Genomic DNA, 17,249 nt, shown 5'->3' with positions numbered 1-17,249 from the left:
TCGTCCTCCCCAGATGTTTTACTATCGAAAAGTTGGTACACTTAACTTATCTATTAGTTTTGTATACTGTTCTTCCTGGATCTTACTAGCGGAATTTCTGTATTTTCCGTACAAATCAATGCATTTGATACACATTAGATCTTCATTACATGAAGATGAACGTTCCAAGCTAGTAATTAGATGTTCTATTCCCTGTTCAATTTGATTCTGTTTCAATCTGTATTTTGCTAGTTCGTAGAATAAGCGTATATATCTAAAATTTGATGCCTGTTCGTTATATATTCCTTTTACATGTCTTTCCGCTTTAATTTGATCAATGTGATTTTGGAATCTATTTAATGCATGGTCAATATTAAAAGAGTACTGATTTGCCGCCTGTATAATATAGGCGAGTGCTGTTAAAATTTCGGCAAGATTAACATCTAGGTAATTCAAATAACGGTTTAAGCCTTCGAAGTCACCTGATAGTATTTTGTACAAATATCGATTGCCCTCAGCCCAGCCCTTGAATCGATCTATCAATTCTTGCTCTTCCTCTGTTGGATTTTTAATCCCATCCATAATATCCTCATAAACATCTGTGTACTCCAAAGCTTTCATATATTGCTTACGTTCTTCAGATACATTTGCCATGAGCAGATTAGCATAAGCTTTATAAGTAAATAGAGGATAAGAGGCTATTCTTGGTTTTCTGTTCCGTCTCATAGATTGAAGTTGAACTTGGAATTCAGTTCTTTGAATCAATTCATTAGCCAGTTCAAAAACCTTATCCCATAGATTTATCGCGCCATACAAATTAGCTAAATCTTTAATCGCATCCAGTTGTACTTCCTCATTCAATTTTTCGATAAAAGGTTCAAATTTTACTGCGGCATTTAAGTTATTGAATTTATTCAGTGTTTTATGAAGCAGAAAAATACGGTACTGGCATAAGGCCAACCGCTCGGAGTGTTGATATTTTTCACTGTCTGCCACACATTCATACAAAATAAGAGCTACTTCTTTTAATCCTCTAGCAAAAAAGCTTTCAGCTACATCAAATAATTCTTCTATATATGATCGATCGTCCGTTACATGAGTGATGACTTGTTGTATACAATCCAGCTTACAAAGCTCAGCACACTCATATAGATATGGCTCCAAACGTCTCCAGTGGGGCGAAGATTCTATGAAGGATTCAACCCCATAACTCTCATAAAAATACCCTTTCTCTAATCCCATAACAGAAGTGATCTGATTCAGTTGGTTCATAGACATCGGTCTGCTACCTTTAAGAATGGCACTTAAAGTCCCAACATTAATTCCTGTAATGTCGGAAAAATGCTGCAACTTGAGATTTTGTTCTCTCATGAATTTCTCAATATGTACTCTTATTGTAGGTACCGATTCCACGATCTCACCTCCGTCACATAAATCACTTATAATTCAATTACATATAATAAATGTTATTTTAATCCTGTATTTTACATCGGTCAATCTATAAAAACACAAAAAGGCTTACTTCCGCATTCGGAAATAAACCGCTATTAATTAGTGTAGTTTAAGTTTTTATATCTTACAACATTCCATCACCATGTGCTAGCAGACTATAGATTTGATCTTGTACATTAATTAGTATAGTGGGAAAACTAACAATAATAGCACTAAACAAAAGTATAGCTATGATTTTTTTTGATTTCATAATAACTATAAGCCTCCTCCATTAGATTATAATAGATACCTTCTATTTCTTTAGATGCAAAAGACCTATACCTTTCAAAGAGAGCAACACATTGTATTATGTCATTAGAATTATTAATCTTGATGGCTGAACTCAAACAGGTGACAAGCTTGTGTATTCCTTCCATGTATCGTTCTCTTTTAAAATAATACATTGCCAACTCAAATAAGAGTTTTGAGTACAGATTGTTTTTCATTTGTTCATTGTATCCTTCTGATAAAGTTCTATCATTCAACATAGAATTAATGGAAATATCAAATTTAGAAATAACATAATCTATATCCAAGTCGTACTTATTTGCTGCTTCTATAATTTTAACAAGACCAGTAAGTGTCTCCTCTTCATTCTGCTCAATCCAAGCTATATATTCCGGGAGAACCTCTGTCTTTCCCATCATCAGTTTATACAATTGAGTATTAACCTCTGCCCATCTGTTGAACATATTGATATATATCATTTCTTCATCATCAGGATTGGGTATCTTAACCAAAGAAGCATAATTATTTGTATATTCCAGTGCATCGTTATACATCTCTCTCCACTCACATGCACTGCTTTTAAGCAAATTCGAATAAGCTCTGTATACAAATAAAGGGTACGCTGTAATCCTATTTTCTTTAATAACTTTTTTCTTAGTATACGATTGAATAATTTCCGCTTTATGTCCCAATTCATCTGCAAGCGCGAACAACTTGTCCCAATAGCGAAGTGCGGAGTACGTATTCGCCAAATCCTTAATCGCATCCAGTTGCCGTTCCTCATCCAGCCGATTAATATATGGCTCAAAATGCACAGCGGCCCGCAGGTTATCATGTTGATTCTGACCGAGAGATAACGTGAAGATGCGATACTGGCACAGAGCCAGACGTTCCGAGTGTTGATATTTCTCACACTCCGCCACACATTCGTACAACATCCGTGCAGCCTTCGTCTGTCCACGTTCAAGCATGCCTTCCGCCATCTCAAACAACTCCGAGATATACGAGCGATCATCCGTCACTTCCTGGATAACCTTATGAATACATTCCAGCTTGTCCAATTCAGCACAACGTTGCAGGAATGGTTCCAGTCTCCTCCAATGAGGTGCCGATTCCACGAAACATTCAGCCCCATAAATCTCGTAGAAATACCCCTCTTCCAGCTTCATGCCTTGGGTAATCAGATCCAGTTGCGCCATAGCGATGGGCCGAGTCCCCTTAATAATTGCGCTAAGCGTTCCAGCGTTAACTCCCGATATATCGGCAAAATACTGCAGGGTGTACCCCTGTTTCCTGATGTAGTCCTCAATATATGAGCGTATCGTAGTTGTAGGTTCCATGTATCCCACCTCCACAATGAAAATCCATAATTTTGAATTTATATGATAAGCACAATTTTAATCCTAAATTTTACAGCGGTCAATAAAAATCGTGGCAATTCCCTTCACATTTATGCAAGGAGGCCTCGCTGTTCCTGCTTATAGAAAAAATCCATTAGAAGAATCCGTGAGAACGTGATACATTTAATCCAACTTACATATCCTACTATTTCAATAGGATTATACGACACAGGAATTATCAATTCAGTTCGAGGAGAAGGTCAGATGAAATTTGCCTTGTTTAGTCTCATGATGAATCTGCCTAATGCCGTAACCGGGGAAGCTCTGACGACTCAGCAGAAATTCCACAATATAATAGAGCAGGCAAAGCTGGCTGAACGACTGGGTTTCGATGCCTATGGAATCGGTGAACGACACGGTGCGCCTTTTCTATCTTCCTCGCCACCTGTCGTATTAACCGCAATAGCCGCAGCAACCACACGCATTCGGTTACTAACCACCGTCACTGTTCTTAGTATACTTGATCCAGTCCGGGTTGCCGAGGATTATGCCACGTTGGATCAATTATCGGGCGGACGGCTGGAGATGATCATCGGGAAAGGCAATGACCCTCGGCACTATCCGCTGTTTGGCATAAGCGAAGAGGAACAATGGGACTCACTCGATGAACGCTACCATCTGCTAAGACGGCTGTGGTCTGAAGAGAATGTAACGTGGCAGGGAACGTATCGCCCTCCGCTTGAGGGAGTGACCACGTGGCCCAGGCCGCTTCAGCAGTCCATCCCGATCTGGCATGGTAGCGCGTCCAGCACGGTCTCGACCGAACTCGCTGCCAAATATGGCGAGCCTCTCTTTACGTCGAACTCTTTTCATCCGCAAGCCAAATACAAAGCGTTAATTGATCATTATCGGGAGCGCCTCGATTATTATGGTCATGATCCGCAGCAAGCAGTGATTGGCTCTGGTGCCGGCAGTCTCTATCTTGCGGATACGGGCGAAGAAGCCATCCGTCGTTATAAGCCATATTATGAAGCGTTCCATGCCACTGCGGCCGCACAGCATAACCAGTCACCCTTCACCGATCTGGAGGATAACATTGCACGAGGTCCTGCGTTAATTGGCAGTTCGGAGCAGGTCATTGAGAAAATTCTGGACTATCATGCCGCTTACGGACATCAGGTGCTGAGTATCAGCGTAGATGGACTGACGCATAGCGAGCAACTGGAGCAAGTGGAGCGTTTTGCCAAGGAAGTTGCCCCTGTATTACGCCGCGAACTGCCCAGTTCGGTATGGAATGAACCCCCGGTGTTAACCCAGCACTCATCCTTCCTTTCCTCTAATGTTACAGATTCATGGCCCACAGCCATCTCACCTATATTCCAGGTCTAACAATCTACCTCGTACAATATACATGTGCTCCTTCCAGGGTGATTCCTACGAATCGCCCTCTTCCCTCTTCCTCCCACTTCTATCGTGACTATCCCTATATCTACTTGGACTGAATGCCTTCCAACAATGAACGGAGCATCAGATCTACAAACGCATCATCCATCGCTTCCCCCGTCACTAACATACGATAGAACACCGGCCCATAGATCAGATCAATGTATAATCCAATGTCCGTCCCACTCTTTAATTCGCCGCGCTCCACACCCTTCTCCAGAATCCCCCGAGCTTCACGCCGACGCGGTTGGATGTACCTTGTACGATATTCTTCGGCAAGCCCTGCATCCGACTGCCCTTCCCCTATAATCTGTGTAATCACTTTTCCTTCCCGACTGGTCAAAAAACGAACCAGATTACTCGCATGTATGCGTATATCCTCCAATACCGAGCCTGTATCCGGCACTGGCAATCTTGCCGTTGCAGCAGACATATATCCGTCCATGATGACAGCGCCTTTATTCGGCCACCATTTGTAGATAGTGGCTTTGCTCACCTGTGCACGTTCAGCAATCTTCTCGATTGTAACCGCCCCGAATCCGTGCTCCAACAACAACGCATACGATGCTGTAAGAATGGCATTCTGGGTTTCCATGTTACGCGGACGTCCTCTTTTGGCAGTCATCTTGAGCCCTCCTGGATGTATAAAATATATTTAATCATCAGTATTTTTCATAAAAACGATACGTTCATTATACTAAACTGCCATGAGTACACACAATTCCATCCTACGCTCACCTTTTCATCCTCATTAACTTTCTCATTAAAATATGTAGAGCCTATTTACAATACTATACGTTTAGTTTATTATATATTTGTAATTAGTGTACACACCGTTTAGTAATTAACATTTTTAAATATCACCTGTGTATTGGGAATACCAATTTAGAACTGTGGAGGATGATTATGATGGATATGAGACAACAAGTGAAGAAGGCACCTGTACCCACCTGGATTATTTTTTTGCTGGCATCAGCTTGTGGATTGATCGTGGCAAATCTGTATTATGCTCAGACCGTTATCGGTCCAATCAGCATGACAACGGGGCTGTCTTCTGCCGCTGCCGGATTGATCGTAACATTGACTCAGATTGGTTATGTCATTGGTTTGCTGTTTATCGTGCCGCTCAGTGACATTACCGAGAATCGACGCCTGGTCGTTCTTTTCCTCATCGTACTGGTCGTTGCCCTCATTGCTGCGGCTTTCTCGCCCACTGCTGTTGTATTTCTGACTGCCTCTCTGTTCATTGGGATAGGTTCTGTCGTCGCTCAGATTCTGGTGCCCTATGCGACATATCTTACTTCCGAGGAACAACGCGGACGGGTTGTTGGCAATGTAATGAGTGGTCTGTTGCTTGGTATCATGCTGGCTCGTCCTGTCGCAAGCTTTATCACCAGCCTCTTCGGATGGCAGACGGTCTTTGTATTCTCCGCCATTGTCATAACACTTCTAATGCTGCTCCTATCACGTGCTCTTCCTGCTCGCCAGCCTGAACCCACCTTGAAATACGGGCAATTAATCGTTTCCTTGGGCACACTGTTCAGAACGATGCCGCTGCTGCGCCGCCGGGCGTTCTATCAGGCCAGTCTGTTTGGTGCTTTCAGCTTGTTCTGGACTACGGTTCCGCTCAGGCTCGCTAACGATTTTGACATGTCACAGCAAGGTATTGCCTGGTTCGCACTGGCTGGTGTCGGAGGTGCTATTGCCGCTCCTATTGCCGGAAGATTGGCTGATCGCGGACTAACACGTATTCTGACGGGTGCTGCCATGGTGATCGCTGTTGCTTCGTTCGGTCTTGCTTATGTGTTCCATAGCCACTCCACGTTTGCATTGATCCTGCTTGTGATCGTGGCGATCACATTGGATATGGCTGTCTCGGGAAATCTGGTGCTGGGTCAACGCATCATCTATTCGCTAGGAAATGAAGCGAGAGGGCGCGTGAATGGTATATTCATGTCGATCTTTTTTGTTGGCGGTGCGATCGGTTCATCCCTTGGAAGCTGGTCTTATGCTAACGGAGGCTGGAATCTCACAACGCTGATTGGCATGATCATGCCGCTGCTCGCTTTGGTGTATTACTTTACGGAAAAGAAAGCTGCCGTTGTCAGCAATCATCTATAAGTGCGTGTTCAAAAAGGTCGGTTTTCAGTACCGAGAACAACCTCTATAACAATTCTTTCATATATAAAGAAGGGCAGAGTGATCCCTAAGATCCGCTTCTGCCCTTTTCCCTTATTTCATGACACTGAATTTTTTGGTTGCTACCCTAACTTGATCATCCTCGCCCCATACAATGACACCTACCACTTTGGTAGCTTCCAATTCCATCGAAGCAATTTCAACTGCATATTGTTCAAAGGCATTGTTGAGCGATTGGCCTGTCTGTGAAAAAACAACATGGCTCAGTTCCCCGCTGTCATCTGAGCAGAGTCTGGCCAGATTGATCAGTTGATTCTCCCCGGCCTTCAGAATGACAGTGCTATATCGGATGCCCGCATGCTGAACGCCGCTATGATCCAACACAGGTTGATCAGAATATAACCCCGGCTCATTCAGGGCTGCTTGTCCCATTAACAGGGCAGCCACATTGGCGGCGGCGCCAGGTTCCAGATTTTTATCCAGTATAATAGCAATTCTTTTCATATGACTGTATTCACCCTCTGTGTATTTTGTGTAAAACATACCCATGGCATATTGATTCCCTCACGCAATACTTTGTAGGTCACAAGCCCGTAATGATCAGCGCATAGCTGATTCGTGAGCGCAATGGAATTCTCCGTGTTGTGCATGACCTTCCTGCAAGCTTCAGGGTTGGACGATACGGTGCTGTTCTCTCTATAGGTTGTATCAAGTTCAGATAACAAGTATGTGGTTGCTGGATGATGATAGATAATATCGATCTGATCGGGACATACCGCATGGAAGCCGGATAGAACCAGCGCAGGAATTTTCTCCACAAAGCTCTCAGACACCGCTAGTTCAGAATCCATGATGAAGCTGTTGAGCTTGGGATACGCCCCGGGGACCAGTAAGCAGGATATGATCCCTGATCTCAAGTCTTCCGCAGCCGCTTCAAATTCAGGGTATGGCTTGATACGTTCCGAGTTGCCTAGTTTTTTCGCGATATGCATGCTGCAAGTCAGGAATCCTTCATCGTCTCCCAGCGTTCCCAGTATGGCATATTTCTCTTTAACGATCTCCATTTATTTCTATTTCCTCCTTTTTATTTCTAATCCGCTAAAGATCGTATACTAAAAAATTCCTATTGTCAATTAACACTTTAACGCAACATAAATATGTATTTTAGTTCATATTTTTAACTAAATGGTGTATTCAAAATGGAAAATATTGAGCTATAATGTTATGAAATGAATTTTTACTATTTTTAGTATTTTGTTGAAAGGGGATTTACGAGAACGTATGAAAACCATTGTATACATATCTGATTTCAGGCTTCCAACTGGATTAAACTTCATTAAACCTTTGCAGAAATTGGCGGATCACAAGAAAATTCTGATTATTGAACGGCATAATTTGCATCATGATGAGGTCCTCAGGGACTTCTTTGATGAAATTAGATATGTCGATCATCTGGAGTCCGTAGATGCCATCCGGGAGCATATGATGCAGATCCGAGAATCCCATTCCATCTCTGCTCTGTTAACGCCGGGTGAGAATGCGATTGAGATCGGTGGTCAGCTCCGTTCCGAGTTCGGGATCCCCGGTATGCAGCGCAATCAGGCTGAGGCTGTTCGCAACAAATGGATCATGAAACAAATGCTGCATCAACGCGGAATTCGGACATCCGAAATTGCCATTGCTCTACATGAACAGGACTATATTCGTTTCACTGCTGTACACGGCTTCCCGATTATTGTGAAGCCACTCAGCGGATATGGAAGTATCAATACGTTCAAATTGTCCAGCATGGATGAACTGGTACATTATCTGCACCATACAAGACAAGCACAGCAAAGGGATTTGCTGGAGGAATTCATTCACGGTACGGAGTTTCATTGTGATTCCATTGTGTCCAAGGGCAAGGTTGTATTTGCATCCGTATCCCAATACCTGTATAACTGCCTGGATATTGCGACGAAGCAGAAACCTCCAGCCAGTATTACGTTCCCTGAAGGCACGGAAGCTGATTTTATCCATCACATCAAAGAACTTAATGAACGGGTCATTGCTGCCCTGGGTATCAATCAATCCGTAACACATGCCGAACTTTTTCTGACTCCGGAAGGAGAAGTGGTGTTTGGAGAAATTGGTGCAAGAATCGGGGGATCGCATGTCATGCCTCCTTGTATCAAGAACACCCATGGCGTTGATTTCTTCGAAGCCGTCACTGATCTGGAAGTTGGAATATATGAATTTAAGCAACAGGAGACGCGCCATAAATTCACAGGCATGATCTGCTTCCCTTCACGCGCAGGGGTAATTCAACACATATCCGGGATAGAGGATTATGCCGATATCCCTGGCATCGTTGAGTTTAATGTATCCTATCAAGTGGGGCAGCGGGCGGGGGACGTCAACGATACCATGACCCGATCAGGCTATGCTATCGTGGAGGGTGATTCGTTCGAGGAATTGCGTCAAACCCTGCTGGATATGTACGATCGTTTCAAGATTGAAGTGACGGTTGCTGAAACTGTGTAAGATGTACGGATCATCCTCACTGTTTTTGGTCTGGAGTGACGGTTATCTTGGGGAGGGCTGGAATTATTGTCGTTATTCAAAACGTACGCGGGTCTGAGCCGCGATATCTATTATCTCTGTTTAGCCAGAACGATTAACAGCACGGGAGATTTTGTATTCTCCCTGATTACCTTGGTGCTTACGTTACAGATGGGCATGAATGTGGTCAGTGCAGGGATCTTTGTGTCCATGGCAGCCCTGATTAGCGGACCCGGTGTACTTCTTGGCGGCTATTTAAGCGATCTTATGGGCAAAAAAACAATTATTGTCATCGGACAACTGTTGTCTGCCATCATGATTATAAGCTGCTCTTTTTGGTCAGGCACCCTTACCGTTGGTTACCTTCTGATTGCAGTCATGTTTTTCATCAGCATTACCCGGCCTGCTTATAATGCACTGATTATTCAACTGTGTACGGAGGAGAAAGAGCGAAAGTCCGCCTTTTCCCTCATGTATCTGGGGGCCAATCTGGGTATAGCCATCGGACCACTGGTCGCCGGTTTTTTTATCAAGGATCACGTCAACATTGTCTTTATAAGTATCGGTACCGTGTTTCTGATATCTACCTTTATCATCATCAACCAAGTTAAGATCGGCACACGCAAGGAATTGGCATCAACAAACAGCGAACATGCTGGACAACAAGAACAACAACGATCGAGCCAACCACCTTCGCCGTTATTCAGACTACTGCTGAAAAATCCACTTGTTGCCTTTTTCATCGTTGTGTCATTTCTTAACTATTTTATCTATATGCAATACTCATTCAGCCTCCCACTCCAGATGAATCACTCATTTGGCGAGAACGGAGCAGCATATTACGGCTCTGTCATGACCATCAATGCCATTAGCGTCATTATTCTTACCACCGTGATCCTGTCCGCTACACGCAAATTAACTGCCCTAAACTCCATAGCCACAGGCGCACTCTTCTATGGAATCGGATTTGGAGCCTTGAACCTGCTGGGAACCTTCCCCCATTTTTCCATCGTCGCCTTATCCACGGTGCTGTGGACCATTGGAGAGATTCTCGTGCAGACCAACATCAATCTGTATATTGCTTCGCGTGTACCCGATACACATCAGGGCCGGTTTAATGGCTTGCTGTTATTCGTAGGTTGCCTGGGTTATACACTTAGCCCATATTTGACAGGCATTTTCATCAAAAGCATGGACATGGAAAGTGTATGGATCATTATTCTGGCTGTCAGTCTGTTCTATGCGTTGTCTATGATTATTCTCTGGTATATCGAAAAAAGCTCAACAAGAAAAAACGAAATGAAACCGCTGGATCACTCCAAAAGTATCTGAACCTCAGGGCAGCCTATTCTGCCCTTTTTTTCACTTTATTTTCACACCAACACGGGCTGATGCGTAGCAGCATCATACTCGACCAATTGCTGACCCGCATGCAGTCTCTGTACCAGATCTGGATTGGCGATAAACGGTCTGCCGAACGCTGCCAGATCTATGCTTCCCTCACCAATCGCGTGCTCCGCGGTTTGAACATCCAAATCCCCCACACCAATGATGATTCCATCCCACCGACTACGAATCCGCTCGTGAAAAGACTGCTCCCCTTCCCATGCTTTCGCATAATGATCTGTTGAGGGATGCAAGATCGTAATTCCCGTCTCGCGGAACAAGTTCAGGTATGCATCGATCATTCCAGCTTTGTCTGCCCATGCATAGGATGCATCATCATCCTTTTTCTCGGAAAATCGTACCGATATGCGATCTACACTGATCTCTTTTTTCACAGCCACAATAATATCTCGCAAGAACCGCAATCTGCCCGCAGTGTCTCCTCCGTATTCATCTGTTCTGTGGTTGGTCTTCTCATTGATAAACTGGTCGATTAGATACCCATGCGCAGCATGCAGCTCGATCCCGTCGAACCCCGCAAGAACCGCATTGCGGGCAGCAGTCTGAAAATGCTGAATCGTATCCGCTATATCCTGTGTACTCATCGCTTGGGGAACCTGATACGGCTTATGCAGCTTATGCACTCTTCCCTCTGCCGCAAGGCTGGAAGGTGCCACTGGAGTGGTTCCGATCAGATCGGAGTGGGACAACCTGCCGACATGCCACAGTTGAGCAATAATGGTGCCGCCATGTCTGTGAACAGCATCCGTTACCCTTTTCCAAGAAGTCGTCTGTTCATCTGTATATAAACCGGGGATGCCGTAGGTGCCTTTGCCTGCCAGATTCGGGTTAATGCCCTCGGTAATGATCAGTCCCACGCCATCACGCGCACGCTGCTCATAATACGCCACCATCTCATCCGTCACGGTCCCCTCCCGATCATCAGCAAATCCCCGGGTCAACGGTGCCATCACAATTCGGTTCCTTAATTGCCACTGATGAATCGTTACCGGGCTTAATAGTGTTGAATGTGTATTCATGTTATCCATGTCATATCCCTACTCTCTTTGTCATTAAGGATATTGTACGGCGGCTCCGATATATCGTAAAATGATTGAAATATATAGTTGTATCTCTCAGAGAGATACCTAACATCACCATTTGCCGAATTAATTGAAGTTAATCAACGTTCAGGAGGGGACAGCATGGAACTTTCCGATATCGATATTGTTCTCGCGGTGGCACGTTCAGGCAAAATCTCACAGGCTGCCAAAGAACTGAATTACGCACAATCCAATGTCACTACACGTATCAAAAAACTGGAGCAGGAATATCAAATCCAGTTGTTCAACCGATTTCCCAAAGGTGTTGTACTGACCTCCAAAGGAGAACAGTTCGTCCAGTACGCCACACAGATTCACAACCTTTTGTACGATCTGAAGCAGGATATGACCGATCCCGGTGAGCCTTCCGGCACGCTGAAAATCGGCATTGTAGAAACGGCGGCATCCAGCCGTTTTATGGAGATCCTGAATGAATATCAGATAACCTACCCGAAGGTGTCCATCTCACTCGTCAACGCCACTTCACCCAAAGTACTGCGTAAGAAAATACAGGACGATGAGATTGATGGTGCTTTTATCAGCGGGGCTTGTGTGAAAGAAGGTTTGAAGGTGGAATATGAGATGCAGGACACTGTTCATATCATCTCCAAGCGGATGGATACACCACCCGAAAGTCTGTGCCAAGTATCATGGGTTGTTTTCCCCGAGGGCTGTCCTTATCGTGAAATGACCGAAGAATTTTTGCAGGAAGAAGGGTTGTCCGCACGTAATATCATCGAAGTGAGTACGATGGAAAACCTGCTCAGCTGTGTGGAGTCAGGAATCGCATTTACCATTATGCCGTGCAGCGTTATTCACAAGAAACCGGATGATTTCTCCGTATTTGATCTCGCAGATCGCTATACTCATACCACGACAACCTTTGTCCGCGGTGAGGATCGGTATGTCAGTAGTACGTTGGATCAATTCATGAAGCTGCTGAACCAGAAGTGCATCACGTTTTGATATAGGTAACTCAGTACCCCTCTTTCAACCGCTGATCTTCTTGATTACTAAATGGACTAGAGCACATTAATCGAGACCATAAAAAACAAAGCAAAAGGCACTCATACAGAGTGCCTTTTGTCTTCTCTTTATACCTATTCAATTAACACCTTACTCCACCTTGAATCGCGCAGCCGATTCGGCCAGCTTTTGCGTCAATTGATCGATCGTATCCACCATGTTGGCCAACTGCTGTACTGTTGAAGATTGCTCCATCATGGTTGCTGTTACCTCTTCAACCGAAGCAGATACCTGCTCTCCTGAAGCCGACAAACTATGGGCTGACTCCAGTACATCATCCTTATTCTGTAACATCTCCTGCATCTGTCCTGCCATCGTAGCGATCTGTTGATTAATGACCGTTACCTTCTCCAGAATCACATCAAATGCCTGACGAGTCTGCAAGACAAGCTCATCCTGTCTGGACGAGATGGTATGAATTTCGGCAACACTTTGGTTGTTCTCGGCGACATCGGCCAGATTCTGCTCGGTAATGCTGGAGATTTCCTTGGATTGGCGGGAACTCTGCTCTGCCAGATTGCGGATCTCCTCGGCTACAACTGCAAATCCTCTGCCATGCTCCCCAGCCCGTGATGCTTCAATTGAAGCATTCAATGCAAGCAGATTGGTCTGCTTCGCAATCTGGCTGATGGCTTCCGTGATCTGACTAATACTGCCCGAACTCGTTTGAAGTTTGACGGTAATCTCCGAGATCTTCTCCACTTCCCGTTCGTTCACCTCGTTGATACGCATCAGTTCATTCACGACTTCATTCCCGTTGTGGAATACAGATTCGATCTCATCCGCTCTTGCCTTCACATCCTGTGCACTGCTGTTCATGGCAGCTACTTTATCGCCAAAGCTGTTGAATTTGCCTGCAATCTGCTCGGTATCTTCCGATTGGGCCTCCATGGCTTTTGCAATCCCCATGGACGTCGCCGATGTCTCATCAATGGATCTTGCCGTCTGTCTGGATGTCTCCTCCAATTCCTGAGTGCTGGCTTGAAGGACATGGATTGAATTATTCATATCGGTAATGAGATTCCTGTTCTGCTCCACCATACCATTAAAGCTCTCCGCCAGATCTTTGAATTCACTGTTATATCTGCCATTGGCCTTAACGGTCAGATTGCCTTGAGCAAGCTGTTGGAACAGTCCGATCAGACGAATGATAGGTCTTGTAATACTACGAGAAATCAGCAGTCCCACACCAATAGCCAGAGCAACTCCGATCAAGGTCACGATAACCATCTGACGTTGGATATCCTCTATTGGGCGCTTGATATCGTCATAATCGTCAATGATGACCACAGATAGATCTGCCCCGGGAATCTGATTAACGCGATAATAGATGTTATCTCGATCCATCGAAGTGATTTTCACTTTGTCAGTGGCTCTGGCCTCGATGATTCCCATCGCTTCCTTGTCCGCTTCCAGCGTTTGTCCCACAATGGAAGGGTCCAGTGAATCATACATGATGATGCCGCTCCGGCTCAGCACTTCAACTCTGCCTTCGGCATTGATTTTAATGTCTCCCAGTTGCCCCAGGAAAAAGCTGCTGTCCACCGACATGGCGAACACACCTAGTATATTCCCCTGTTCATCGGTGATAGGCTCCGAGAATACAATAATGAGCTTCTTGCTAGTCTTAGAGACGACCGCGTCACTGATGAAGGATTTCCCCAGTATGGATTCCTTAAAATATTCCCGATCTCCCCGTGACTGACCAATGACTTCTGGCATGGTCCCCGCCACCATGGTTCCTTCCTTGTCAAATACGAACAGGTCCGGCTTGGAGCCTTCCGTATCGGATATACTGTCAGTGAGAATCGTATTTGCTCTGTTGAAATATGGATTCTCATGTGTAAAAAAGGTCTCATCTGGCATTTCATTGGTATCACGCAACTCCAAGAGTTCCTTGAAGGTATTATGCACCGATATGGCATGACTCAATTGTTGTTGAAGCTGCATAGCTGTCCAAAGCCCTTCCCCAAGGCGGTCAGCCATCACATTCATTTCATCCTTGCTTTTCTTGACCACAACATCAGATGAAATCATATAACTTGTGGTCGTTGCACCTAACAGAACCAAAACAACCAATACACTGATCATGAAAGGCAATTTGATTTTAAGCGACATATTTTTGATCCTATGCCCTAACCCTTTTCTTTTCCCCATTTCCCACTTCTCCCCACTTCCCTGAACCATATGCATCTGAACGATGTACATACATTATCGGAAAAATCTATAGTAGAATTGATCATTTAGGGAGATATTGCCACTGTTTTCTTTTTTTCTGATAGCAACATAAAAAAATGGCCTGTTAGATCGACACTATCCATCTTTGGAATGGATGTTGCCGTTATCTAACAGACCAATTACAGATTTGGTAATGATTCAATTACGTTTACTTGCGCAATCTACGGGAACTCAGTGCATGGTGACCATTCTGCAGGAATGTACTGCGCGTATTCTTCATCTGTTCGATCCGTCGCTCAGCCAGACGATCTGCGGCAACATAGGTAGCGATGCCCTCGGTACGTGAGCTTTCAAATATTTTCTCCAGATTGGAATAGATCTCTCCGATCTTGCTCCACGCCCGATCCGCATTATAACCGTTCAACTCATCCGCAATGTTAATGACGCCACCTGCATTGATAACATAGTCAGGCGCATATACGATGCCCATATCATACAGCTGATCCCCATGACGGGTCTCCAGCAACTGATTATTGGCACAGCCCGCTACAACCTTCGCTTTAAGTGTCTTAAGCGTATCGTCATTAATCGTGCCGCCCAGTGCACATGGTGCATAGATATCGCACTCCACACTAGTGATGTCTGCGGGATCAACTGCTGTCGCGCCGAAGCGGTCCACAGCCTGTTTCACCGAGTCCTTATGGATATCCGTAACGATCAGATGTGCACCTTCCTCATACAGATATTTGCACAGATGCATCGCCACATTGCCGACACCTTGGACCGCTATCGTTTTACCCTCCAGCAGATCGGTACCAAATGCTTCTTTGGCTGCTGCCTTGATCCCCCGATATACACCCCAAGCCGTTGCAGGTGACGGATTACCGGATGAACCATAGCTCGCCGAGATGCCTGTCACATAATCGGTTTCCTGATAGATCAGGTTCATGTCCTCTTCCGTTGTTCCCACATCTTCGGCCGTGATATAGCGTCCGTTCAACCCTTGAATATATCGTCCAAACGCCCGAAACATCGCTTCGTTTTTGTCGCGCCGCGGATCTCCGATGATAACGGTTTTGCCACCGCCCAGATTCAGGCCGGATACCGCATTCTTATATGTCATACCACGGGCAAGGCGCAGGGCATCTTCAATGGCGGCTTCTTCTGAAGCGTAAGTCCACATCCGCGTGCCTCCCAGCGCAGGGCCGAGTGTTGTGTCGTGTATGGCGATAATTGCTTTTAACCCTGAATTTCGATCCTGGCACAGAACCAGTTCCTCATAATCGTGATGCTCCATTGCTTCAAACCAACTCATGTGCTAACCGTCTCCTCCAACCATTTTTGCGATCCAATCGCATTGTTCTCTATTCATTGACCATCCTCTATTGTACCCATGAATACCCAGTTTGTGCAAAATCACATCGCAATGTCAGAGAAGCATCGATCGATGTTTCTCATATGGCGGGAGCAAAGCTGTCGAATTTCAGATTATAATTTTATCGTCTATCCATAGAAAAACCTCTCTCCCTTACAGGAGAAAGGTACAATTCTCTCAACAGCATCAACTTAATCGCTCCAAGTAGGCCACTTGATCGTTCACATTTAAGGGAGCGTTTCAACCACATTGATTGGATGCAAATCGCCATCCACAGCAAATGAAGCCTGCCCCGTCTCCTCGGAGACAACCAACACAACCGCATCCGTCAATTCACTGAGTCCCAGTGCTGCCCGATGACGAGTGCCTATTTTTCGTTCATGCACTTCCGCTTGCGACAACGGCAGCACATTACCAGCGGATACAATCTGATTACCACGAATCAGAACAGCCCCATCATGCAGAGGTGCACCGGGAATAAACAGGGATTCCAGCAACGCATGTGTCACTCGTGCATCCACAGTCACGCCTGAGTGAATGATCGACTCCAACGGAATCTCCCGTTCTATCACAATCAACGCCCCATATCTCCGGTCCGATAGATGCTGTACGCTCGATGTTAATTCGGCAAACTTCTCGGTAAAAGGTGACAGATAACAATCCAGATAAAACGAAGAGGCGAGCACCTCGATCTGCTTGATCTCCGCTCGAATCTCTGCAAATTGCCCCAGCAGACAGGCACTGTCATTGTCAAATCGGGATAACGTCAGATTCATACGTTCTGCTACACGATGGAGGTCTGCCTTGAGCTTCTGCCTCATCGAGGAACTGTCACAGTCTGCTTGCTGAGTCATCATTCGCCGCCTCCTTGGTTGGGTTGGGCTTCACGCCGCATCATTAGTACCCATACCTTCCCCTCTGGAGCACATATTTATGCAATGGCGGGGCTGTAGGAGCTAATCATGGGCTTCATTGTAACTGATATAACAAGCAAAAAAGAGCCTGTCCGCAAAACTCCAC

14 protein-coding genes are annotated in these 17,249 nt (G+C 45.1%); 5 read left to right on the top strand and 9 right to left on the bottom strand.

From position 1 onward, the window contains the following. Positions 1-21: 21 nt before the first annotated feature. Together BS614_RS05495 and BS614_RS05490 are read right to left on the bottom strand one after the other, a co-directional pair. Positions 22-1,392, bottom strand: coding sequence for a helix-turn-helix domain-containing protein (locus BS614_RS05495; protein ID WP_074093179.1), 1,371 nt, complete (start codon positions 1,390-1,392; stop codon positions 22-24). A 251-nt stretch (positions 1,393-1,643) separates the two neighbouring features. Continuing rightward, complete coding sequence (locus tag BS614_RS05490; RefSeq protein WP_074093178.1) at positions 1,644-3,038, bottom strand: helix-turn-helix domain-containing protein; 1,395 nt, start codon at positions 3,036-3,038, stop codon at positions 1,644-1,646. Between the two features lie 264 nt (positions 3,039-3,302). Here BS614_RS05490 and BS614_RS05485 point away from each other — a divergent pair, with 264 nt between their 5' ends. After that, complete coding sequence (locus tag BS614_RS05485; protein WP_074093177.1) at positions 3,303-4,427, top strand: LLM class flavin-dependent oxidoreductase; 1,125 nt, start codon at positions 3,303-3,305, stop codon at positions 4,425-4,427. A 100-nt stretch (positions 4,428-4,527) separates the two neighbouring features. Here BS614_RS05485 and BS614_RS05480 read toward each other — a convergent pair whose 3' ends face one another. Continuing rightward, on the bottom strand, positions 4,528-5,106 hold the full coding sequence (locus BS614_RS05480; RefSeq protein ID WP_074093176.1) for a TetR/AcrR family transcriptional regulator: 579 nt from the start codon (positions 5,104-5,106) through the stop codon (positions 4,528-4,530). Positions 5,107-5,387: 281 nt separating this feature from the next. Between BS614_RS05480 and BS614_RS05475 the strand changes: the two genes are divergently transcribed. After that, positions 5,388-6,602, top strand: a complete 1,215-nt coding sequence (locus BS614_RS05475) for an MFS transporter (protein WP_074093175.1) — start codon at positions 5,388-5,390, stop codon at positions 6,600-6,602. Between the two features lie 111 nt (positions 6,603-6,713). Here the strand turns inward: BS614_RS05475 and BS614_RS05470 are convergent, their stop codons facing one another. Both BS614_RS05470 and BS614_RS05465 read right to left on the bottom strand, forming a co-directional pair. Continuing rightward, the gene (locus BS614_RS05470) at positions 6,714-7,124 is read right to left on the bottom strand and encodes a DUF2000 family protein (protein ID WP_074093174.1); all 411 of its coding nucleotides are present in this window, start codon (positions 7,122-7,124) and stop codon (positions 6,714-6,716) included. Next, positions 7,121-7,684 (bottom strand): type 2 periplasmic-binding domain-containing protein, encoded by a 564-nt coding sequence (locus BS614_RS05465; RefSeq protein ID WP_074093173.1) that lies wholly within the window; start codon positions 7,682-7,684, stop codon positions 7,121-7,123. The genes BS614_RS05470 and BS614_RS05465 overlap by 4 nt, the downstream gene beginning before the upstream one ends. A gap of 217 nt (positions 7,685-7,901) precedes the next feature. Between BS614_RS05465 and BS614_RS05460 the strand changes: the two genes are divergently transcribed. Together BS614_RS05460 and BS614_RS05455 are read left to right on the top strand one after the other, a co-directional pair. Beyond that, complete coding sequence (locus BS614_RS05460) at positions 7,902-9,143, top strand: ATP-grasp domain-containing protein (RefSeq protein WP_074093172.1); 1,242 nt, start codon at positions 7,902-7,904, stop codon at positions 9,141-9,143. A gap of 66 nt (positions 9,144-9,209) precedes the next feature. After that, complete coding sequence (locus BS614_RS05455; RefSeq protein WP_074093171.1) at positions 9,210-10,493, top strand: MFS transporter; 1,284 nt, start codon at positions 9,210-9,212, stop codon at positions 10,491-10,493. A gap of 41 nt (positions 10,494-10,534) precedes the next feature. Here BS614_RS05455 and BS614_RS05450 read toward each other — a convergent pair whose 3' ends face one another. Then, a complete protein-coding gene (locus BS614_RS05450; protein WP_244898274.1) occupies positions 10,535-11,587 on the bottom strand; it encodes an alkene reductase in 1,053 nt (350 codons plus the stop codon). Between the two features lie 165 nt (positions 11,588-11,752). Between BS614_RS05450 and BS614_RS05445 the strand changes: the two genes are divergently transcribed. Continuing rightward, on the top strand, positions 11,753-12,616 hold the full coding sequence (locus BS614_RS05445) for a LysR family transcriptional regulator (RefSeq protein WP_074093169.1): 864 nt from the start codon (positions 11,753-11,755) through the stop codon (positions 12,614-12,616). A 150-nt stretch (positions 12,617-12,766) separates the two neighbouring features. Here BS614_RS05445 and BS614_RS05440 read toward each other — a convergent pair whose 3' ends face one another. From BS614_RS05440 to cdaS, 3 genes are all read right to left on the bottom strand, one after another. Next, positions 12,767-14,833, bottom strand: coding sequence for a methyl-accepting chemotaxis protein (locus tag BS614_RS05440; RefSeq protein ID WP_084174407.1), 2,067 nt, complete (start codon positions 14,831-14,833; stop codon positions 12,767-12,769). A 229-nt stretch (positions 14,834-15,062) separates the two neighbouring features. Further along, positions 15,063-16,169: a Glu/Leu/Phe/Val family dehydrogenase gene (locus tag BS614_RS05435; RefSeq protein WP_074093168.1), complete on the bottom strand. Its 1,107-nt coding sequence runs from the start codon at positions 16,167-16,169 to the stop codon at positions 15,063-15,065. A 287-nt stretch (positions 16,170-16,456) separates the two neighbouring features. Beyond that, positions 16,457-17,086: a sporulation-specific diadenylate cyclase CdaS gene (cdaS, locus tag BS614_RS05430; protein ID WP_047840418.1), complete on the bottom strand. Its 630-nt coding sequence runs from the start codon at positions 17,084-17,086 to the stop codon at positions 16,457-16,459. Between the last annotated feature and the right edge of the window lie 163 nt (positions 17,087-17,249).

Source organism: Paenibacillus xylanexedens, assembly GCF_001908275.1.
Lineage (GTDB): Bacteria > Bacillota > Bacilli > Paenibacillales > Paenibacillaceae > Paenibacillus > Paenibacillus xylanexedens_A.
Note: the sequence above shows the minus strand (reverse complement) of the source record. Positions and strands in the feature narration are given on the sequence as shown.